The 20077-nt window shown below is 69.4% G+C and carries 17 protein-coding genes; 7 read left to right on the forward strand and 10 right to left on the reverse strand.

The annotated features are described in order from the left end of the window. The first annotated feature begins 9 nt into the window (after nucleotides 1-9). Together OG214_RS04040 and pgm are read left to right on the forward strand one after the other, a co-directional pair. On the forward strand, nucleotides 10-732 hold the full coding sequence (locus OG214_RS04040) for a chitinase (RefSeq protein ID WP_405983787.1): 723 nt from the start codon (nucleotides 10-12) through the stop codon (nucleotides 730-732). 185 nt (nucleotides 733-917) lie between these two features. Beyond that, nucleotides 918-2558 (forward strand): phosphoglucomutase (alpha-D-glucose-1,6-bisphosphate-dependent), encoded by a 1641-nt coding sequence (pgm, locus tag OG214_RS04045; RefSeq protein WP_405983788.1) that lies wholly within the window; start codon nucleotides 918-920, stop codon nucleotides 2556-2558. 58 nt (nucleotides 2559-2616) lie between these two features. Here pgm and OG214_RS04050 read toward each other — a convergent pair whose 3' ends face one another. Then, the gene (locus OG214_RS04050; protein ID WP_405983789.1) at nucleotides 2617-4206 is read right to left on the reverse strand and encodes a GMC family oxidoreductase; all 1590 of its coding nucleotides are present in this window, start codon (nucleotides 4204-4206) and stop codon (nucleotides 2617-2619) included. A 258-nt stretch (nucleotides 4207-4464) separates the two neighbouring features. On the opposite strand from OG214_RS04050, the gene OG214_RS04055 reads away from it, so the two are divergent. Together OG214_RS04055 and OG214_RS04060 are read left to right on the forward strand one after the other, a co-directional pair. Then, nucleotides 4465-4992 (forward strand): DUF4142 domain-containing protein, encoded by a 528-nt coding sequence (locus OG214_RS04055; protein ID WP_365905265.1) that lies wholly within the window; start codon nucleotides 4465-4467, stop codon nucleotides 4990-4992. Between the two features lie 259 nt (nucleotides 4993-5251). Next, nucleotides 5252-6202, forward strand: coding sequence for a ketopantoate reductase family protein (locus tag OG214_RS04060; RefSeq protein WP_405983790.1), 951 nt, complete (start codon nucleotides 5252-5254; stop codon nucleotides 6200-6202). A 3-nt stretch (nucleotides 6203-6205) separates the two neighbouring features. On the opposite strand, the gene OG214_RS04065 is transcribed toward OG214_RS04060, so the two are convergent. Next, a complete protein-coding gene (locus OG214_RS04065) occupies nucleotides 6206-7744 on the reverse strand; it encodes an FAD-dependent monooxygenase (protein ID WP_405987422.1) in 1539 nt (512 codons plus the stop codon). Nucleotides 7745-7895: 151 nt separating this feature from the next. Here OG214_RS04065 and OG214_RS04070 point away from each other — a divergent pair, with 151 nt between their 5' ends. Next, nucleotides 7896-8531: a TetR/AcrR family transcriptional regulator gene (locus OG214_RS04070; RefSeq protein WP_405983791.1), complete on the forward strand. Its 636-nt coding sequence runs from the start codon at nucleotides 7896-7898 to the stop codon at nucleotides 8529-8531. A 235-nt stretch (nucleotides 8532-8766) separates the two neighbouring features. Here OG214_RS04070 and OG214_RS04075 read toward each other — a convergent pair whose 3' ends face one another. After that, nucleotides 8767-9315, reverse strand: coding sequence for a dihydrofolate reductase family protein (locus tag OG214_RS04075; RefSeq protein ID WP_405983792.1), 549 nt, complete (start codon nucleotides 9313-9315; stop codon nucleotides 8767-8769). 258 nt (nucleotides 9316-9573) lie between these two features. Here OG214_RS04075 and OG214_RS04080 point away from each other — a divergent pair, with 258 nt between their 5' ends. Then, complete coding sequence (locus tag OG214_RS04080; protein ID WP_405983793.1) at nucleotides 9574-10002, forward strand: DUF5959 family protein; 429 nt, start codon at nucleotides 9574-9576, stop codon at nucleotides 10000-10002. A gap of 115 nt (nucleotides 10003-10117) precedes the next feature. On the opposite strand, the gene OG214_RS04085 is transcribed toward OG214_RS04080, so the two are convergent. The 7 genes from OG214_RS04085 to OG214_RS04115 all read right to left on the reverse strand — a co-directional run bounded on the left by OG214_RS04085 (nucleotide 10118) and on the right by OG214_RS04115 (nucleotide 17934). Beyond that, nucleotides 10118-10522 (reverse strand): type II toxin-antitoxin system PemK/MazF family toxin, encoded by a 405-nt coding sequence (locus OG214_RS04085; protein WP_405983794.1) that lies wholly within the window; start codon nucleotides 10520-10522, stop codon nucleotides 10118-10120. Between the two features lie 575 nt (nucleotides 10523-11097). Beyond that, complete coding sequence (locus OG214_RS04090) at nucleotides 11098-11583, reverse strand: ricin-type beta-trefoil lectin domain protein (RefSeq protein WP_405983795.1); 486 nt, start codon at nucleotides 11581-11583, stop codon at nucleotides 11098-11100. 210 nt (nucleotides 11584-11793) lie between these two features. Continuing rightward, nucleotides 11794-12498 carry a GPP34 family phosphoprotein gene (locus tag OG214_RS04095; RefSeq protein WP_405983796.1) on the reverse strand — a complete coding sequence of 235 codons (705 nt, stop codon included), beginning with the start codon at nucleotides 12496-12498 and terminating at the stop codon, nucleotides 11794-11796. Between the two features lie 144 nt (nucleotides 12499-12642). Continuing rightward, nucleotides 12643-14109 (reverse strand): WGR domain-containing protein, encoded by a 1467-nt coding sequence (locus OG214_RS04100; RefSeq protein WP_405983797.1) that lies wholly within the window; start codon nucleotides 14107-14109, stop codon nucleotides 12643-12645. 246 nt (nucleotides 14110-14355) lie between these two features. After that, nucleotides 14356-15129: a copper homeostasis protein CutC gene (locus OG214_RS04105; protein WP_405983798.1), complete on the reverse strand. Its 774-nt coding sequence runs from the start codon at nucleotides 15127-15129 to the stop codon at nucleotides 14356-14358. Next, nucleotides 15126-16649 carry a M81 family metallopeptidase gene (locus tag OG214_RS04110; protein WP_405983799.1) on the reverse strand — a complete coding sequence of 508 codons (1524 nt, stop codon included), beginning with the start codon at nucleotides 16647-16649 and terminating at the stop codon, nucleotides 15126-15128. The genes OG214_RS04105 and OG214_RS04110 overlap by 4 nt, the downstream gene beginning before the upstream one ends. A 52-nt stretch (nucleotides 16650-16701) precedes the next feature. Next, nucleotides 16702-17934, reverse strand: coding sequence for an ROK family protein (locus tag OG214_RS04115; RefSeq protein ID WP_405983800.1), 1233 nt, complete (start codon nucleotides 17932-17934; stop codon nucleotides 16702-16704). A 306-nt stretch (nucleotides 17935-18240) separates the two neighbouring features. Between OG214_RS04115 and OG214_RS04120 the strand changes: the two genes are divergently transcribed. Further along, entirely contained in the window at nucleotides 18241-20058 is a 1818-nt protein-coding gene (locus tag OG214_RS04120) for a peptide ABC transporter substrate-binding protein (protein ID WP_405983801.1), read from the forward strand. Nucleotides 20059-20077: the final 19 nt, after the last annotated feature.

Here is a 20077-nt window from a genome sequence, read left to right on the forward strand (position 1 = left end):
GGAGATCCCATGCGTACACGCCTGCTCGGAGCACTCACCGCGACCGCCTCGGCCGCCGCTCTCTCCCTGCTCGCCCTGGCGCCCTCATCGGTCGCCGGGACAGCGCCGACGGCCGATTTCGTCGTCAACGAGGCCCAGTTCAACCAGATGTTCCCGAACCGGAATCCGTTCTACACGTACGGCGGACTGACGGCCGCGCTGAGCGCCTATCCGGGCTTCGCGGGCACGGGCAGCGACACCGTGAAGAAGCAGGAGGCGGCGGCTTTCCTGGCGAATGTCAGCCATGAGACCGGCGGCCTGGTCCATGTGGTGGAACAGAACACGGCGAACTATCCGCACTACTGCGACACGTCGCAGCCCTACGGCTGCCCGGCGGGCACGGCCAAGTACTACGGCCGCGGCCCCATCCAGCTGAGCTGGAATTTCAACTACAAGGCGGCGGGAGACGCGTTGGGCATCGATCTGCTCAACAATCCCGATCTCGTGCAGAACGACTCCGCCGTGGCGTGGAAGACCGGTCTCTGGTACTGGAACACCCAGAGCGGTCCCGGAACCATGACTCCGCACAATGCCATCGTGAACGGCGCGGGATTCGGCGAGACCATTCGCAGCATCAACGGCAGTATCGAATGCAACGGCGGGAACCCCGCCCAGGTACAGAGCCGAATCGACCGCTACACGAGTTTCACCCGGATCCTCGGGGTGGAGACGGGCGGCAATCTCAGCTGCTGAAGCGGACACCCATGACACACGGTGAGGGCGGTGCCATCGGCTCGATGGCACCGCCCTTCGCGTGGCCGGCCCGCGACCGGCCCGGCAGGAACGTCCCTGCGGCGGGGCACCCGCCACGCGCGACGACGGCCCGGGAAAATAGGACCGCGAACCGATCGCAGCAACCGACCTGGAGGAGTGGGCAGATGCCGCACGAACGAGCGGGACAGCCGGCCCGGCCGGAGGATCTCATCGATGTCGCCCGGCTGGTGACCGCGTACTACGCGCTGCACCCGGACCCGGGCGAGCCGGCCCAGCGCGTCGCGTTCGGGACCTCCGGACACCGCGGCTCGTCCCTCGCCACCGCGTTCAACGAGGACCACATCGTCGCGACCAGCCAGGCGATCTGTGAGTACCGGGCCGGTCAGGGCATCACCGGGCCGCTCTTCCTGGGCGCGGACACCCACGCGCTGTCCGAACCGGCCCGGGTGAGCGCCATCGAGGTGTTCGCCGCCAATGACGTGACCGTGCTCATCGACAGCGCCGACGGCTACACCCCCACCCCGGCGGTGTCGCACGCCGTCCTGGCCCACAACCGGGGGCGTACCGCGGGGCTCGCGGACGGTGTGGTGGTCACGCCGTCGCACAATCCCCCCGCGGACGGCGGTTTCAAGTACAACCCGCCGAGCGGCGGCCCGGCCGGCTCCGAGGCGACCGGCTGGATCCAGGACCGGGCCAACGAGATCATCGCGGGCGGGCTGAAGGACGTACGGCGGATCCCGTACGTCCGTGCCCTGGCCGCGCCGTCCACCGGACGGTACGACTTCCTCGGCACCTATGTGACGGATCTGCCCGCCGTGCTGGACCTGGACGCGGTGCGCGCCGCCGGGGTGCGGATCGGCGCGGATCCGCTGGGCGGCGCGTCGGTCGCGTACTGGGGCCGTATCGCCGAGCAGCACCGGCTCGATCTGACGGTGGTCAATCCGCTGGCCGATCCCACCTGGCGGTTCATGACGCTGGACTGGGACGGCAAGATCCGGATGGACTGCTCGTCGCCGTACGCGATGGCCTCGCTGATCGACCGGCGCGACGAGTACGGGATCGCCACCGGCAACGACGCCGACGCCGACCGGCACGGCATCGTCACCCCGGACGCCGGGCTGATGAACCCCAACCACTATCTCGCCGCCGCCATCGGCTATCTCTACGCCCACCGGGACCGGTGGCCCGCCACGGCGGGCATCGGCAAGACGCTGGTGTCGTCCGGGATGATCGACCGCGTCGCCGCGGATCTCGGGCGTGAGCTGGTCGAAGTACCCGTCGGCTTCAAGTGGTTCGTGGCCGGGCTGGCCGACGGGTCGCTCGGTTTCGGCGGGGAGGAGTCGGCCGGGGCGTCCTTCCTGCGGCGCGACGGTTCGGTGTGGACCACCGACAAGGACGGCATCATCCTGGCCCTGCTGGCCTCCGAGATCCTCGCGGTCACCGGCAGGACGCCCTCCGAGCACTACGCCACGCTCACCACCCGCTTCGGGGCGCCCGCGTACGCACGTATCGACGCGCCCGCCACCCCGGCGGAGAAGTCCGTACTGGCCCGGCTCTCGCCCGAGCAGGTCACGGCGGACACCCTCGCGGGCGAACCGGTCACCACCGTGCTCACCGAGGCGCCCGGCAACGGCGCGCCCATCGGCGGCATCAAGGTGATCACCGAGAACGCGTGGTTCGCGGCCCGCCCCTCGGGCACCGAGGACGTCTACAAGATCTACGCCGAGTCCTTCCTCGGCGCCGACCATCTCGGCCGGGTGCAGGAGGAGGCCAAGGGCGTCGTCTCGGCGGCCCTGGACGGCTGACCGGAACGAACCATGTACGGACCCCCGCCGCCGCTCGCTCCCACGGAAGGCGGCGGGGCTACACACCGGGCGACGACGGCGGGGGTGCGGCGGGTACGGGCTGTCCGGCCGGGGTCCGGGGCCGGGGACGCAGCAGATCCGCCGCCCGTTCGGCGATCGCGTAGACGGTGGCGACCGTATTGGCGGAGACGATGGAGGGCATCACGGAGGCATCGGCGACCCGCAGTCCGCCGATGCCGTGCACCCGCAGCTCGGTGTCGACGACGGCCATCCCGTCCGTGCCGATCCGGCAGGTGCCCACCTGGTGCGAGTACGTCCGCAGGCTCCGGTACAGATAGGCGCGCACGCTGTCGCTGTCGTCGTCACGCACATCGGGGCCCGGCAGCACCTCCTCGTCGCGCCATGGATCAAGGGCGCGGGCGCGCCCGATCTCACGGGCGAAGCGCAGTCCGGCGGCCATTCCCGCCAGATCGCGCGGGTCGGCGTAGTAGTCCGGGTCGAGGCGGGGCGGTGTCCCGGGCTCCGCGCCGGCCAGCCGGACGGAGCCACGGCTGTGCGGCGTCACCGCCGAGAAGGCGACGGAGACGCCCTGTCCGGGATCGGGCAGCCGGGGCGGCAGAGCGGGCGCGTAGTACGGGATCTCCATGACCTGGAACTGGAGATCCGGCTTGTCCCGGGCGGGGTCGCCGCGTATCAGGCCGATCACCTCGGCGTGATTGTTGACACCGGGCGGTATGTGCCGTGCCGGGCGGTAGACGACGGTGGACCTGGGGTGGTCCTGGAGATTCGCCCCGACCCCGGGAAGATCGAGGACGACCTCGACCCCCACCTGGCGCAGATGTGCGCGCGGACCGATGCCGGACAGCATCAGCAGCTGCGCGGAGCCCACCGTACCCGCGGCGAGTACGACCTCTCCCCGGCATCCCGCCGTGAACATCTCGCCGTCCACGCTGTACTCCACGCCCCCGCACCGCCCGTTCCGCACCAGAACACGGTGAGCCGACGCGTCGGTCACCACATGGAGGTTCGGGCGGCCCAGCACCGGCGTGAGATAGGCGTCGGCGGAGCTCTGGCGCCGGCCGTCGACGACATTCAGATCCGCCCAGCCGAACCCCTCCTCCAGTCCGTCGCCGATGTCGTTCACGGTCGGACAGCCGATCTCGGCCGCCGCCGCCAGACCCGCGTACGCGACGGGATGGCGTACGGCCGCCGGCGCCACCGTCAGCGGTCCGCCCACTCCCCGGACAGCGGGATCGCGCCGCTCGATGTCCTGGCTGTCCTCGGCACGCATCAGATACGGGAGCAACTCGTCGAAGCCCCAGCCCTTGGCACCGGCCGCGGCCCACGCGTCATAGCTCGAACGGTGACCACGGATGAAGCACATGCCGTTGATGGCGGAGGATCCACCGAGCCCGCGCCCGCGCGGCCAGGGAATCGCCGTCCCGGTCGCGCGCTGTACGACGGACGTGCCGGCCCAGTCCGCCGGTGTCCCCTGGAGGCTCGGCCAGGCGGACGGCGCGGTCTCCGGCGGCCTACGGGCGCCGGCCTCCAGCAGGAGCACCCGCGAGTCCGCGTCCTCCGACAGCCGGGCGGCCAGTACGCATCCGGCCGTCCCTCCGCCCACGACGATGAAGTCATAACTGTCCACTGCGGATCCCTCGCGGTTCAGACTTCGAACCAATGGTACTCAAACGGTCTAAACGGTCTAAACGAGTGAAAAGATAAGTCCGGGCGATGGGCACACGACCGGACATGACGGCCATTCGTGTGATGAATGTGGTGATGTGGTGAGCACACGGCGTGGTGAGGGAAAGCATGACCATCGGACACCGACACGCGTGCCCGTTCATCGACCGGTCTGACACGAGCTGTGTGCGTCCTGGGCCGGGCGAAGGGAGCAACGCTGATGATTGCTGTGCGACGCATCGCCGCTGCCGCGGCGCTGGCAGCGCTGGCCGGCATATCCGCGCCTTCCGCGTTCGCGGCGGCCAGGGCCGCCGACGACGCGCCTTTTCTGAAAGAGATTCATCAGGGGAACCTGGCGGAGATCCAGGCGGGAGAGGACGCGGGCAAGAACGCCAAGGCGACATGCGTGAAGACGGTCGGCGCCACGCTGGTTCGCGACCACAAGAAGCTGGACGCCGACGTCAAGGCGCTGGCGGGCAAACTCGGCGTCACTCTGCCCGCCTCACCCTCCGAGGAACAGAAGCAGGCACTGGCCGCCGTGCAGGCGAAGGCCGGCACGAGCGGGTACGACAGCGCCTGGCTCACCACCGAGGACAAGGGGCACGTGGCGACGCTCAAGCTGATCGACCACGAGATCGACACAGGGAGCAACTCGCAGGTCAAAGCAGCGGCACGGGCGGCTCGTCCCGTGGTGGAGGGCCACCTGGACATGATCCGTGACTGCAAGGCCGAGCTGAACCCGACCTGAGCCCGGACCTGTCCCCGGCCCGACCCTGACCTGACCCCGACCTGGCCTGGCCTGACCTGACCTGACCCCGACCTGACCCGGGAAGTCCGGCCCCCTCACGGAGTCCGAACCCCGAACCCCACGGAGACCGGCCGCTGCCACGGCACCGACGGCCATGGCAGCGGCCGGACCATGGGGTAAGGCGGCCCTACCACCGGGTGCTGTACCGCCCCCACCCGCTGTGCCCCCACCGGCAGTCGTACCGCAGTAGGAGATCCTGATGAGACTTCTGGTCGTAGGCGCTGGGGCCACGGGGGGTTATTTCGGGGCCAGACTGGTGCGCGCGGACAGGGATGTCACCTTTCTGGTGCGCCCCGGGAGGGCGACCGTCCTCCGGGAGCGGGGGCTGCGGATCACGGGCGCCGGTGAGGACGACCGTATCGACGCGCGGCTGGTCACGGCGGCCGAACTCCGCGACTCCCACGGCTCGGACGGTTCCTACGACCTGGTCCTGATGTCGGTGAAGGCGACAGCGCTGGCTCAGGCGATGGAGGACATCGCGCCGGCCGTCGGTCCTTCCACCGCGATCCTGCCCGTCCTGAACGGAATCGGGCACCTCGATGCGCTCAGCGCCCGGTTCGGTACGGCGGCGGTGCTGGGCGGGGTGGCGCTGCTGGCCACGTCCGTGGACGCGCGGGGGGACATCGTCGTACTGGCTCCCGGTGCGACGCTGACGCTCGGCGATCAGCGCGGCGGTGCCGCGAGTCCGCGCGCCGGGCGAGCCCTTGAACTGCTGGGCGGAGCGGGCTTCGACGTCACGGTCTCGGAGAACATCCTGGCGCAGATGTGGCACAAGTGGGTCTTCATCGCCACCGCGGGCGCGATCACCTGCCTGATGCGCGGCACGGTCGGTGACATCGTCTCCGTACCGGGTGGCACCGAGTACGCGAAGGCCGTTCTCGCCGAGACGGCCGCCGTGTCGTCCGCCGCGGGATTCCCGCTCCCGGACGAACGGTTCGCCACCCTTCAGAAGACGCTCACCCAGCCGGATTCGTCATTCGGGCCGTCCTTCTACCGGGATGTGATGGCGGGCCGCTCGACCGAGGTCGAGCATGTCTTCGGTGATCTGACCAGCAGGGCCGCCGCGCTCTCCGTCTCCACTCCGCTCATGGATCTCGCGACCATGAATCTGCGCGTCTACGAACACCGAAACACGCACACTGCCGTCTAGCGTCTAGAGCTGCTCGCTTGTCAGATCGGCGGCGATGGCGGGGAGCAGGGTTGTGCGGCAGGCGGCGGAGTCGTCCGCGGCCCAGCAGAGATAACCGTCGGGGCGGAGGAGCAGGGCGGCGGCGCCCAGATCGTCGGCGCTTGTGGCACGTACGAGGTCGACCCGCGCCGGGAGCCGGAGGTCGGCCGGGACGACTCCGGCCAGATCGAGCAGGACGGCGTGCCCGGAACCGAAGAGCGCCGACAGCCGTGTGGGCCCGGTCCGGGTGACCAGATCGGCGTCCGGCAGCCGCTGTCCGGTGAGCGGATGCCCGCCGGACAGCTCGTAGCGCAGCGAGAGGCCGGACATCAGGCCCGCGAGATGACGGTTGGCGTCCGGCAGCCGCAGAAGGTCGATGAAGATGTCGCGCAGCGCGGCCACGTCCTCGGTCGGCCGCGGGGCCGCCAGGACGCGCTGTGCCGACGTGTGGTGCAGCACCTGGGCCCCGACCGGGTGCCGTTCGGCGTGGTAACTGTCCAGGAGGCCGCTCGGGGCCCGGTCCTGGACGGCCGCGGCCAGCTTCCAGCCGAGGTTGACCGCGTCCTGTATGCCGAGGTTCAGACCCTGGCCGCCGAGCGGCGGGTGGATGTGCGCGGCGTCCCCGGCGAACACGACGCGGCCGACGCGGTAGTGCTCCAGCTGCCGGGTGGCATCGGTGAACCGCGAGGAGTTGTCCACCGCGCCGAGGGTGGTCTCCTCGCCGTAGACGGCCCGCAGGGCGGCGGCGATCTCCTCGTGAGTGACTTCGGTGTCGCGGACGACTTCGGTGTCGCCGGTGTCGCTGATGTCGCTGGTGTCGCTGGTGACATCGGTGTCGCTGGTCACCTCGGCGTCGCCGGTGACGTCCGTCGGGTCCGCGCGCCCGAAGGTGAACCGGTACCGGTCACCGCCGATGGGGACCAGCATCGCCCAGTAACCGTCCGCCTGACGGGTCAGATCACTCATATGTCCCACCCGTCGCGGCACCAGCGACGAGACAGCGGACAACCGGATGTCGGCCAGGACCGCGAGATAGGTCCCCGGCCTGCCGGGGAACGGCAGCCCGAGCAGTTTCCGAACCGTACTGTGCCCCCCGTCGCACGCCGCCAGATAGCGCGCCCGCACACGCAGATCGCCCGCCGTGACGCTCACGCCCTCGTCCGACCCGATGTCCGAGACCGCAGCGACCGCCGCGACCGCGACGCCCCGCAGGATCCGCGCGCCGGCGGCGACCGCCCGTTCCTCCAGCACCTCCTCGATCACCCACTGAGGAATCCCGATCGGAAAAGGGTGTCTGGTACGCCAGGGGGCACAGTCCAGCGGCACCGGCAGGGCCGCGAAGTGCCCGCCGACCGGATCACTCGGCGTGGCCCGCCGCAGCAACGGCTCCAGCAGCCCGCGCGACTCCAGCAGTTCAGCGGTACGGGGCTGGATCGCGCCGCCCTTCACCTGCTCGACGCGCCGGGGCAGCTTCTCCAGCACCAGGGTCTCGACCCCCGCCAGAGCCAGTTCGTACGCGAGCATCAGCCCGGTCGGGCCCGCGCCCACGATGACGACCTCGGTCTCGATCTCCGACAGCGCTTTCACTCTCACTCCATCCGATCACTCGCCTTGGTGCACATGTATACCAGGTGCAGAAATCCACCTGGGGCAGGTCTCTGCTACCGTCGTCCTCGTGGACGGCAAGCCAGGACTGCGGGAGCGCAAGAAGCAGCGGACTCACGCGGCGATCTCCGAGGCGGCGATCACGCTCTTCCTCGAACACGGCTTCACCCAGGTCTCGGTGGCCCAGGTGGCCGAGGCGGCCGAGGTGTCCAAACGCACGCTCTTCGCCTACTTCCCGGCCAAGGAAGACCTCGTGGTGCACCGCCTCGCCGACCACGAGACCGAAGCCGCCGGGGTGGTACGGGCCCGCCCGGTCGGCAGCACCCCGCTGACCGCACTGCGCGAGCACTTCCTCAAGGGATTGCGCGAGCGCGACCCGATCACGGGGCTCAACGACAGGCCCGAGGTGCGCGCGCTCCACCGGATGATCCTCGACACCCCCTCGCTGGTGGCCCGGATGGAACGGTTCAAGATCGGCGCCGAACGCACACTCGCGCAGGCACTGCGCGACACGGCGGACACCCCGGAACTCACCGCGCGGCTGGCCGCCGTCCAGCTCATCGCGGTGCAGTGGGCGCTGGCCCGGGACAACGCCGAACGCCTGGCGTACGGGGAACCGGCCGACGAGCGCTACACGGGCGCGGTGAGTGACGCAGAGCACGCGTTCGGGCTGCTGGAGAACGGACTGGGCCCTCTGCTCCCGTGACCCCGCGCATGCGAACCGCGGCCTGCGAGCAGCGCTCCGCTCAGATTCAAGGGCAGCCCGCTGATCGTCGTCGTGGGGCTGCTCGCCGGAGGCATCGCCGCCCTGATCACCTGGTCCGGCCGGCACAGGTACACCGCCGTCGCGACAGCGCAGGACGGCTCGGCGATCAGACTCGCTCCTGGCCGCGGCCGGGGCTCCATGACGCGGGTCGTGCAGGGGCCGAGAAGGCCGATGGCTATCTTCTCGGCTCGTACCGCATCGCCACCGCCCCCGAGCTGAACTCCACCTGGCTCACGAGCTTCAAGTCGACATGCTTCGACAGCCCCGCGAACAACGTCGGCCCGTGGCCCGCGAGTTTGGGCTGCACCACAAACTCGTACTCATCGATCAATCCCAGTTCCGTCAGCGCCAGCGCGAGCTTCACTCCTCCTACGAACAGTCCCTTACCAGGCTCCTGCTTGAGCTGCTCAACGGCCGTGGCCAGATCCCCGCGCACGAGTTCCGCGTTCCAGTCGACCCGCTCCAGGGTGCTCGACACGACGTACTTCTTCGCCGCGTCGATCGTCCGGGCGAAGGGTTCCATCCACTCAGGCCTCGCTCCCGACGGCGCCGGCGGCCGCCACGCCTCCTCCATCATTTCGTAGGTCACGCGGCCGAAGAGAAGCGCGTCGGCCTGGTCGAGGTTCCCGACGTGGTGACGATGCAGGGCTTCGTCCGGGACGATTGCGCGATGGTCGCAGCATCCGTCCAATGTGACGTTGATGGAGAACCGGAGGGGGCGCATTTCGCAAGAGTAGCGTCGACGGGATGGACCGACGCTGTGTCGCTGAGGAGTTCCCGTACCTGCGGACCATGCCGTTCTGCCGAGCCTGACCCCGCTCGCCCTACACAACTCGCCCCCCGCCCGCCCTGTTGCTCCGTTCGTCGTGTCCGAGGCCCCGTACGCGCGGCACCGGAAAAGGGATGGCGGGTGGTCCCATGGGAGGGCGACGATCTCTCCGTACTCATCGCTCATCGACTCGCTCATCGACGGAGGGCAGCAGTGGACGGCAGCGCGCCGAGGGACCTCATCCTTCTCGCCGACGACGAAGGGAACAGCGTCGCCGTCAACGTTCTGGGGCGTGAGCCGAGGTGGGCCGCGGGACTCGGCGCCGAGATCGTCGTCAGGACACCCTTCGTGTCGGGCCGCACCAATCTGATGCTGTCGACTTCGAAGCTGGAACGCTGGGCCGCCGCACTCGACAAGCTCGACGCCGGCGAGGACGTCGTCTGGATGGAGTGGGGCAGGGGACCGTCCATCTCCGTCCAGCTCACCGGCGAGCGTGACTGCCCGGAGGTGGTCGTGGAGGACGAGTCGAGGTCCATGGTCACGGTGCGCGTCCCCGTCGACCTGCCGGACGACTGGATCGCGGACCACCGGCGGCGTCTGCACCGGGTGATGGCTCACTGGGTCCCGATGCTGTCAGCCTAGTACTCCGGCCGTAGATCGTGGTCTTGCGGGTGGCGCCCGGGAGGGGTAGATGGGGCCACCGTTGATCATCTCGACGAGATCGGCCGGACTGTCAGGGAGGCCGTTCTTTCTCCGCCTACTTGAGCTCGCCGAGACGGAGAGCGTCCCTGATGCCGCTGAGCTTCGCAGCCGTAGCCGGGGTCCACTCCTTCTCCTGTTCACTGAGACGGAGCGCATCCTCAACCGCACTGAGCTTCGCCGAGGACAGGACGCCCGCCTGCCCGATCAGGTCGTCCCGGGACAGTGTGGTCAGCCAGGTGCAAGGGGTGAAGCCCGGATACGAGAAGCCGAACCGCAGCACGCCTTCGAAGGGCAGTCCTTCCGTAGCTCCTACTGCCACTTCGACTCCCAGACCGCTGATGTCGACGTCAGCCGGAGCGACGACCTGCATCGCCCGGAACCCGCGCGCCTCGTCTCCCGACAGGAGTACGACCGGCCGCCGCTCGTCGAACTCGACCCACCAGACTTCGCCGCGTTGCACATGTCCTCCTGGCCCGGGACTGCGGGCGAACCCCGCACGCTCGCGACCGAAGCACGGAAGTAGTGCAGCCCCGTCTCCGGACGCCTTGACTGTTTGAAGGACTCTAATCTGTGTCGCCAGGTCGGCCGCCACTACCTGGCCAACGATCCTGATCTTTGGTGGGGGCTGCCGTGGGAACGCGTGCGGCCACCGCTGGTCATCGGCGTGTGAAGACAGATGATCATGCGGTGGCCGCAGGTCACAGCGTAGACCCCGCCGGTTGGCAGGAAGTGTTCGAGGGCCTGAAGGGTCGGATCGCGAGCCGGTTCGCGCGGGTCGAACCTCGGCGTCGGGTGCGTGGGTCACCCTGGCCCTGCTCGCCCACGCCTTCCTCGCCGTCACCACCGCCCTCGAACGCCGCAACCAGGCCCAGTCCGACGACGCGACCAGCCCCGACGGACCGGTCCCGCTCACCCGCAACGAGATCCAGCGCCTGTTCACTACCCTGATCGCCCAACCCGCCCACGACCTGGCCCAACCACTTCGCCGGTCCACCCGGCGCCGCCGGCCAGAGGCCACCGAAGTGGATCAGAAGGTCACACTAAGGTCATACTGATCTGCTCTCCCTGCACGGTCCAGTGCTGGCGGGGCCCGGACGGGTTGCACGACTCCACATTGACTATGCGGGTTCTCGGGTAGTCGCTGGCCAGGCACATACCGGGGTACGCGGACTCGGAGATCGACTCACCGATGATGGTCCAACGCTGGTTGGGACTGGACGAGTTGCACGAGTCCACATTGACTATGCGGGTTCTCGGGTAGTCACTGGACAGACACATACCCGGGTACGCGGACTCGGAGATCAATTCACCGATGATGGTCCAACGCTGGTTGGGACTGGACGAGTTGCACGAGTCCACATTGACTATGCGGGTTCTCGGGTAATCACTGGACAGACACATGGTGCCGACGGCCGGGCCCGCGTCGGCAGGCGCGTCGGCCGCCACGGCGGCCGACGGCAGCACGAAGGACGTCAGTGCGAGAAGGGCAGGTACGAGCAGCTTACGAAACACCTGAGCCACGAGGTAAATCCTTCCTGGTCGAGAGATCCACATCAGCCAGGACGCATCTGCTGGTCCTGGCCAACGGATCAGGGTGATTGCAGCCCTGGAAGATTCCCCTCATCTTCGAAACCGTATGCGTGCCTGGACTCAACGGCCCCGTGGCAGTGGATGATTCGCAGCGCTGCCCCGCTGCCGTGACCTGCCAGGTCCGCGCCGGCTCCGAGAACTTCAGTCGCGGCGGCGCTTGTCACTCTCGATGACGGCGGACACGGCGGCAGCGATCGGACCGGTTTGGGCGGCCGACCGCACGAGACCTACGGTGGCGGCGATCGTGTCGAGGTGGAGACCGCGGGGACCGGACGGGCGGGGATGGGCCAGTGCGGAGGAACCCGGCACGGCGGTCCACGTGGTCCAGGGCACAAGCCCCAGAACACGGTGACGGTGCGCGGTCACCAGGCCGCGGGTTTCCATGGACTCTCGGTAGTGCGTGTCGAGGTTTTGGGAGAAGAGCCGGACCCACTGCGTGAGCTGACGGGGAGGCGCCTCGGCGGCCACGACGGCTCGCATGTTGACGCGAGCGCGGGCGACACGGCGGGCGAAGGGACGCTCCGGAGACGGGCCGGAAACGCCCGCGTAGTTCGTGTCGAGACCCAGCAGCCGCGTCTGCTTGGCACCGGGGCGGCCGAGCTGCACATCGCGTACGAGGGCGCCGAGGAGCCGGTCGGCGACCGGTTCACCCAGGGTGAGCGGCTGAACGGTGGTGATCCGGTTGTCGGAGACCGTGATGGCGCCGCGGAGTTCGAGCTCGGCGAGCACGGCTCCGGCGAGTGCGTGGTGGACGTAAGGGGGAAGCTTGAGCCTCCCGGTCCGCGGGTCTACGCAGAGCAGCGACAGTTCCTCGGGCAGCGTCAGCAGCGGCGGTCGCTCGTCCATCGTGGTGTCCTCCCGGGTGGATGCGCGTCCGGTATCACGCCGGGCGAGGACCGGGCGGTTCCGGCAGAGCCGAGGCCCGCACGCCGTGCGCCCGTGCCGCCGCCCGCGCGGGCGGCGGAGCTGGGAAGGGCCGCACGCCGCCTGTCACACCAGGCGCCTGATCTCTCCACGCACTCGGTAGAAGCCACCCGAGGAGGAGTGCAGCGCGTCCACCACATAGCGGGCGCCGGGCTGGCGTATCGCGCGCGGGAACTGCACGTTCCAACCCGTCTCATAGCCTTCGGAAACCACATGCACCCGCACTCGTCCTCCCTCCTGAACGCACTCCACGAGGACTCCGCTCCCCGCCGCGGGGACAGCGCTGACCGTGGCGACGGAGGCGGCCGTGGTCAGCGGTGCGTACGTCGGCAGCGCGGCCGCCAGTTTGATGTCCGCGGCGACCGGGACGGTGCCCGACTGGGCTGCGTTGATCGCGGCCTCGGTCGCGTCGACGCAGGCGAGCGACCCGTCCGTGGAGACGATGTACAGCCTCTCGTCGTGGTACTGCATGGAGAGCGCGGAGCCGCCGCCCGTTCCGAGCTTCCACAGCCGGGTGCCGTCGGCGTCGAAGCAGTAGACGGAGGAAGCGGAGTCACCCGCGAAGACATACCGCCCGCCGGGGGAGGTGGCGCACGAGTACACCGCCGCGTCGCACTGGTAGGAGGCTTCGATCCATCCGTTGGACTTCGCGAGGCGCTGGACGACCCGCCGCCCCGTACCGGCGTAGACCGCGTCCTCCTCCTGCCATCCGAAGAGCACATTGCCGCTGGTCGCGGTGTGCCAGAGCTGGCCGGTGCCGTCCCCCGCGTACGCCGTCACACCGCGGCTGTGCCCGTGGTACACGGCGCGGTCGTCGGCCCGCACCATCCACGCGTTGTCCCCGGACGAGTTGCGCGACCACTGGAGCTCGTCCTCATGGTCGATCACCGTCAGACCTCCGTTGCGATCGGAGACGTTCAGCACGCCCGCGTGGATGTCCAGCCAGAAGATGTCGACCTCGTCCGCTATCTCGTAAGCCGCGAACGGCACCTTCGAGGAGAGGTCGTACACCCGGCCGTCGTCGCAGCCCGCGTAGATCCAGAAGTCGTCCGCCACCAGGCACTTCACACCGTCGGGCAGTGAGTAGTGCGCCAGCACCTCGCCGGCATGGCTCAGGTTGTAGACGTCGCCGTGCTGATTGCCGACCCAGCAGCGGTCCTCGTCCACATGGATACCGAACGCCGAGGCGCCGGTGCGGAACCGCCACAGCACCGGGGCCGTCGCCCGCGCGGTGGACGGGGCGGACGTCACCTGACGGCGGGTCACGGCGCGGGCCGCGCGCTGCCCTTGAACGGCGGGCGCGTACCCCTTCCGTACCTTCTCGGCTATCTTCTTCGCCGCCGCGGCCTGTGCCTTCTCCACAGTCGGAAAGGCGGAGGTCTGGCGCTGTCCGTCCACGCCGATCCGCCCGTACCGCACGGCGACGGTCGTCCCCTCGACGGTCACCTCGTAGAACTTGTGGGCACCGCCGCTCTCCTGGGACAGCTCCAGATACGTCGTGTTCCCCGTCTGTCGTGCCTGCGCAGTGGACACAGCACACCCCTCCCCAAATGCCCCGGCCGGCCGGTACGGCCGATCTCCAGTGACTTCAAGCTAGTGGTCACCACTGACATCGACGCCCTCGCCCGTGGAAGATCGAACCCACAGGAGTACCGGGTCGGGATGCCCCGGCTCGCCCCCGGACACCACCGCTGGATCCCGCCGGACCGACTGGTCCCCATCCGGTCCCGGGAAAGACTGCCCATCCGCTCAGGTGCCCGGAGCGAGGTCCAGGACTGCCTACCCTGGAGCAGGGCCCCGGCCCTCCCTCTCCACTGCCCGCCGTGCCTCGGCCACCACTTCGGGATCAGTGACGAAGTGGGTGTCCTGCTCGGCCGACGCGCCCCCGGTGCCCAGCGGTACCCAGCGGCCTCCCCGCGGGGTCAGCGCCCTGGTCTTGGCTGAGAGGTGGACGGCGGAGGCTCCGGCCGAGGTCAGGGCCGGGATGTCGGCGGGGCGAACCCCGCCGCCGGCCATCACCTGCACCCCGGGTGCGGCGGCGGCCATCGCGGCGATCGTCTCCCGCCCCTCGGCCGCGGTGGGGGCGCCGCCCGAGGTGAGGACCCTGGTAAGGCCGAGCGAGGGCAGCAGCGCGGCGGTGGCCACCGGGTCGGCGGACTGGTCGATGGCGCGGTGCAGTGTGATGTCCACCGGGCGGCCCGAGGCGCGGGCCGCTTCGACGAGCCGGGCGACCGCCATGGTGTCCAGGGCGCCGTCGGCGGTCAGCCCGCCGATCACCACGCCACAGGCGCCGGAGGCGATGACGGACCGCACCTCGGCGGCCATCAGCGTGATTTCCTCCGCGGCATAAACGAAGTCGCCGGGTCGGCACCTGACCAGCACGTGCACCGGCAGCCCCTCCCGGGCAACCGCCTCCACCAGGGCTGCCGACGGGGTCAGCCCGCCCAGCTCCAGGGCGGCACAGAGCTCGACCCGGTCGGCCCCGTTCTCCCGGGCGACGCGGGCCCCGGCCGGTGAGGTGACGGCGATCTCCAGGGCGGGTCGTGCGGTCACTCGTCGTCCCCGCCGAGGGGCTGGTCGGAGGCGGGGATGAGGCGTGCCGACAGGTCCGGGTCGGCCATCTCGCGGTCGAAGGGGAACATCGGGCGGCGGATGCGGTGATGGCCCAGGCGCACCAGATCCTGGTCCACACCGCCGGGGGTGAGCGCCATTTTCCAGCCGACCGACATGTCGAAGAGCTCGGGCTCCAGGTAGCCGATCTTCACGATCACGATGTCGGCGCCGCGCGGGTCGAGGTCCAGGTCGGTGAAGTCGTGCTCGTGATGGTAGGGCTTGCGGAGCTTGGTGAGGATCACGTACACGCTGCCGACACGGATGACGACCTCGGTCTCGGCGTCGCGGTCGTCGTGCCGGACGGCGTGCACCACACCGGTCAGGGTGACCGGGCCCGCGTGCCGGTCGTCCACCTCGGCACCGGCGGTGACCGTGACGGTGGCGCCGGCACCGGCGGCGACGGCAGTCTCGACGGCGGCCGGTCCTGGCACCGAGGCGTAGATGACGGTCGGGCCGTCGTCCTTCCGGAACTCCGGGCGGGCCAGCAGCCGGGTCAGGCCCCAGGTCACGTCACCGGCGCCGCCGGCGGTCGGATTGTCCCCGGTGTCGCTGATGAAGTACGGGCGCAGGTCACCGGCCAGGGCCTCGTCCAGAATGCCGTCGAAGGTGCCGGTGGGGGCGACGAAGTCGAAGTCGTCGCGGGCCTTCCAGAAGCCCTGGGCCAGGCGTTCGGCACCGGCCGACACGGCGGCCCGGTCGGTGCCGGTCACCACCACCGCGGCGCGGTTGCGCGGTTCGTCGGCCCAGGCGTAGCCGACCCATATCGCGGCGTCGATCACACCGTCCACGGCCTCGGTCTCGGCCACGGCCGCGTACACGCTCCTGGCCGGCTCGATCCGGGTGGAGGTCTGCTCGCCGGCCAGCAGCACCGGCACCGGCACCCAGGCCTTGACCGGGCGGGGCGCGCCGGAGACCAGCAGGTCCACCAGGTTGCGGACGGCCCGCTCCTTGGTTTCCATGTGGTCCTCGTGCGGGGCCATCCGGTAGCAGGTGATCAGGTCGCTGCCGTGGACGAGTTCGCGGGAGACGTTGCCGTGCAGGTCCATCGAGGTGGAGATGATCACGCCGGGGCCCACGGTGGCGCGGATACGTTCCAGGAGCACCGCCTCGGCGTCGTCGATGCCCTCCACGGTCATGGCGCCGTGGATGTCGTACCAGAGGCCGTCCGGCCGGGGCAGCGCGGCGAGCCGCTCGATCAGTTCGTCGGTCAGCTCGGCCCAGGCGTCGGCGGTGACGGTGCCGCCCGGCAGCGACTTGCCGACCAGGGCGCCGTGCCAGTCGGCTGCCTCGCGCAGTTCCTCGCCGGGGGCCAGGAAGGGGTAGCGGTCCAGCACGTCGGCGCCGCGCGAGGGGTGGAAGGCGGGGGCCCGGGTGCGAGCGGGGGAGAAGGTGGACGACTCGATGCCGAGTCCGGCGATGGCGATGACCGGGCGGGCCGCGGCGGTGCGGGATTGCGGCATGGCTCCTCGTAGCTCGTAGGGAGTGGGGCTTCAGGCGTCGGGCCTCAGGGCGTCAGGCGTTGCGGGGCGCGGGGACGGGGAACCGGTCGGTGGCCGGTTCGGCGCCGCCGACCCCGCGCAGGGCATGGGCCATGGCGCGTTGCAGGGCGAACTGTCCGGCGCCGACCAGTCCCGCGTCGGCGCCCAGGCTGGCCCGCTCGATGGTGAGGTGTTCGGTGACCAGCGGGTGGCAGCTCTCGTAGAGCTGGCTGCGCACAGCGGCGACGAACGGCTCCAAGGTGGAGAGGATGCCGCCGAGGTAGACGGCGTCCGGGTTGAAGAAGTTGACGTTGGCCGCGAGCACTTGACCGAGGTAGTCGCCGGCCCTGCGAACCGCGCGCGTGGCCTCCGGGTCGGCGTCCAGGGCCAGCCGGACCACGTCCTCCGGGCGGCTGACGTCGACCCCGCGCTCACGCAGGATGCGGACCAGGGCGGCGCCGGACGCCACGGTTTCCAGGCAGCCGGTGTTGCCGCAGGAGCACGGGATGTCGCCGCCGCCACCGATCCGGATGTGGGTGATGTCACCGGCCACGCCGGTGGCGCCCCGGTAGAGATGTCCGTCGACCATGACGCCGGCGCCGATCGCGGAGCCGATCTTCACCATGATCGTCTTCCGGTACTCGGCGGGCCGTACGGTGTGCTCGCCGACCGCCATGCAGTTGGCGTCGTTGTCCACGGCGGCCGGGACGCCGAAGCGTTCCTCCAGCCAGGCGGTGACGGGGAACCGGTTCCAGCCCGGCATCCGGGACGGCATGACAGCGGAGCCCGACACGATGTCCACCGGTCCGGGCAGCGAGAGCCCGACCCCGCGCAGTCGGTCCCGTCCACGCTGCTCGGCCAGCGCCTCCAGGGTCTCGGCGAGCCGCGGCAGGGCCGCCTCGGGACCGTCGGCGATCAGGAAGGGGACGGTCGAGACATCGGTCAGGCCGCCACCGGGCAGCACGACACCGATCCTGGCGTGCCGGCCGCCGAGGTCGGCGGCGACGGCGAACTCGTCGTCGCTTCCCAGTCTCAGCGCTTTGCGAGGGCGCCCGCCTGTAGAGGTCTGGGTGCCCTCCTCGGCGATCAGCCCGCGCTCCACCAGTTGGGCCACGCTGAGGGAGATGGTGGAGGCGGAGACGCCGAGCAGTCCGGCGAGTTCGGCGCGCGACGAGGCCTGGCCCGATGCGACGAGTTCCAGGACCCGCGCGGCAAGAGCTGAGGTGCCTTTCGCGGCCTTGCCGTCCCAAGCACTTATTCCAGTCATGTAAGAAGTAACTTCCGCAGCGGCGTGTATGGCGACGACAGTATGCCCGCGCTTCATGCAAGGGAAGAGTCCGGTGAAGAAAGTAAACCGTCCACGAAATCTCTCAAATCAATCCAAATGCACCCACAAAAGAGGGCCGATCGAGGCGGGAAGACTTTCTTCGAACTCGCAGTAACTTACTTGTTACTAATTCTTGCTTTGTTTCTCAGGCGTGTCCGGCGTTAGCTGTCGTGAACGCAGTGCCGGTCCTGCGGCACCCGCCCGGTCCCTGGGACGCATGCGGGCCCTTTCACTCTGAGGAGAATCATGTTCCCTGGTCACACGGCGAACAGCCGCCGCTGGGCCCTCGTCGCGGGCGCCGCTGCCACCGCGTGCGCTCTGCTGACCGGCTGTTCCGGCAGCGGTACCTCGTCGTCCGGCTCCGGCTCGTCGGACACCGTCAACTACGCGCTGCCGGCGAACTTCACACCGAATTGGATACTCCCGGTCGGCACTGCCGCGCATCTGAACACCAACAACTCCTCCATATCCCAGTCCCTTTGGGAACCGCTGATCGCCTTTGACGGCTCCACCGGTACGGTCGGCTGGAACAAGAAGAACTCGCTGGCCACCGCCGCCGAATTCGCCGAGGACAGCAGGAGCGTCACCATCACGCTCGGCGACCGGCACTGGAGCGACGGTAAGCAGATCACTTCCCGGGACATGGAGTTCTGGTTCAACCTCGTCAAGGCCAACAAGGCCGAATGGGCCAGCTACAGCCCGAGCAAGGCGCCGGACAACTGGACCTCGCTGAAGGTCGTCGACCCGACGCACTTCACGATCACCTTCGACCAGGCGTACAACCAGCAGTGGATGCTCGCCAACCAGCTCAGCATGATCCGCGTGATGCCTCAGCACGCCTGGGACAAGACCGGCGACTCGGGCACCGTGTCGGACCTCGACCGCACCCCCGCGGGCGCCAAGAAGGTCTGGACGTACCTGAACGACTCCGCCAAGAAGATCTCCGGCTACGCGACCGACCCGCTCTGGAAGACGGTCAGCGGCCCGTACACCATCAAGTCGTTCTCCACGGCCGGCAAGGTCGTGCTGACCGCCAACGCCAAGTACGACGGCGGCGGCAAGGCCGGCATCAAGAACGTGAACCTGCTGCCGTTCACCACCACGGACGCCGAGGAGAACGCGCTCCGGGCGGGCACGGTCGACTACGGCTACATCAACGCCACCAACCTCAGCCAGGAGTCATCGTTCGCCGCCAAGGGCTACACGGTGAAGCCGTGGTCCGGCTGGGCCATCACGTACATGCCCTACAACTTCAACAACCCCGCCATGGGCCCGGTCTTCAAGCAGCTCTACGCCCGCCAGGCGATCCAGATGTCGGTGGACCAGGCCACGCTCTCCAAGGTCGTCTTCAACGGCACCGCGGTCCCGACCTACGGTCCGATCCCGCAGGGCCAGAGCTCGTCCTTCGTCTCGCCGGAGCAGAAGAACAACCCGTACCCCTTCTCCACCGCCAAGGCGAAGCAGCTGCTGAGCGACCACGGCTGGACCGAGCAGGACGGCACCATGGTGTGCACCGCGCCGGGCACCGGCGACAACCAGTGCGGCGCCGATGTGGACAAGGGCACGAAGTTCCAGATGCAGGTGCTCTCGCAGTCCGGTTCGACCGTGACCGACAACATGATGAGTGCCCTGCAGTCGTCGTTCGCCAAGAGCGGCATCGGCTTCACCATCAAGACCGCCCCGGTCAACTCGGTCCTCGCGCAGTCCGGCCAGTGCGAGCCCGACGACGCGGGCTGCAAGTGGCAGTTGTCGTTCTTCGGCACCGCCGGCAGCTGGTACTTCCCCGCCTACCCGAGCGGTGACGCGCTCTTCGCCACCGGCGGCGGCTCCAACTTCGGCAACTACTCCAGCCCCGCGGTGGACAAGCTGATCACCGAGACCACCACCTCCTCCTCCGACGAGGCGGTGCAGAAGTACAGCGCGGCCCTGGCCGAGGACCTCCCGGTCATCTGGCTGCCGGAGCCGGACTACCAGGTCTCCGTGGTCAAGAACGGCCTGGGCGGCTTCGCCCAGGACTCGCTCGCCAACTTCCACCCGGCCATGTGGAAGTGGACCACCAAGTGAGCCCGGCCTGTGACCACGC

Source organism: Streptomyces sp. NBC_00872 (genome assembly GCF_045161915.1).
Taxonomy (GTDB): Bacteria; Actinomycetota; Actinomycetes; order Streptomycetales; family Streptomycetaceae; genus Streptomyces.

Excerpts from the sequence above, each read along its gene's own strand:
- OG214_RS04040 (WP_405983787.1), top strand. The coding sequence starts at position 10 with ATGCGTACACGCCTGCTCGGAGCACTCACCGCGACCGCCTCGGCCGCC.
- OG214_RS04065 (WP_405987422.1), bottom strand. The coding sequence starts at position 7,744 with ATGCTCGCGTACGAACTGGCTCTGGCGGGGGTCGAGACCCTGGTGCTG.
- OG214_RS04110 (WP_405983799.1), bottom strand. The coding sequence starts at position 16,649 with ATGCCGCAATCCCGCACCGCCGCGGCCCGCCCGGTCATCGCCATCGCC.
- OG214_RS04075 (WP_405983792.1), bottom strand. The coding sequence starts at position 9,315 with ATGCGCCCCCTCCGGTTCTCCATCAACGTCACATTGGACGGATGCTGC.
- OG214_RS04055 (WP_365905265.1), top strand. The coding sequence starts at position 4,465 with ATGATTGCTGTGCGACGCATCGCCGCTGCCGCGGCGCTGGCAGCGCTG.
- OG214_RS04095 (WP_405983796.1), bottom strand. The coding sequence starts at position 12,498 with ATGGACGAGCGACCGCCGCTGCTGACGCTGCCCGAGGAACTGTCGCTG.
- OG214_RS04115 (WP_405983800.1), bottom strand. The coding sequence starts at position 17,934 with ATGACTGGAATAAGTGCTTGGGACGGCAAGGCCGCGAAAGGCACCTCA.
- pgm (WP_405983788.1), top strand. The coding sequence starts at position 918 with ATGCCGCACGAACGAGCGGGACAGCCGGCCCGGCCGGAGGATCTCATC.
- OG214_RS04120 (WP_405983801.1), top strand. The coding sequence starts at position 18,241 with ATGTTCCCTGGTCACACGGCGAACAGCCGCCGCTGGGCCCTCGTCGCG.
- OG214_RS04060 (WP_405983790.1), top strand. The coding sequence starts at position 5,252 with ATGAGACTTCTGGTCGTAGGCGCTGGGGCCACGGGGGGTTATTTCGGG.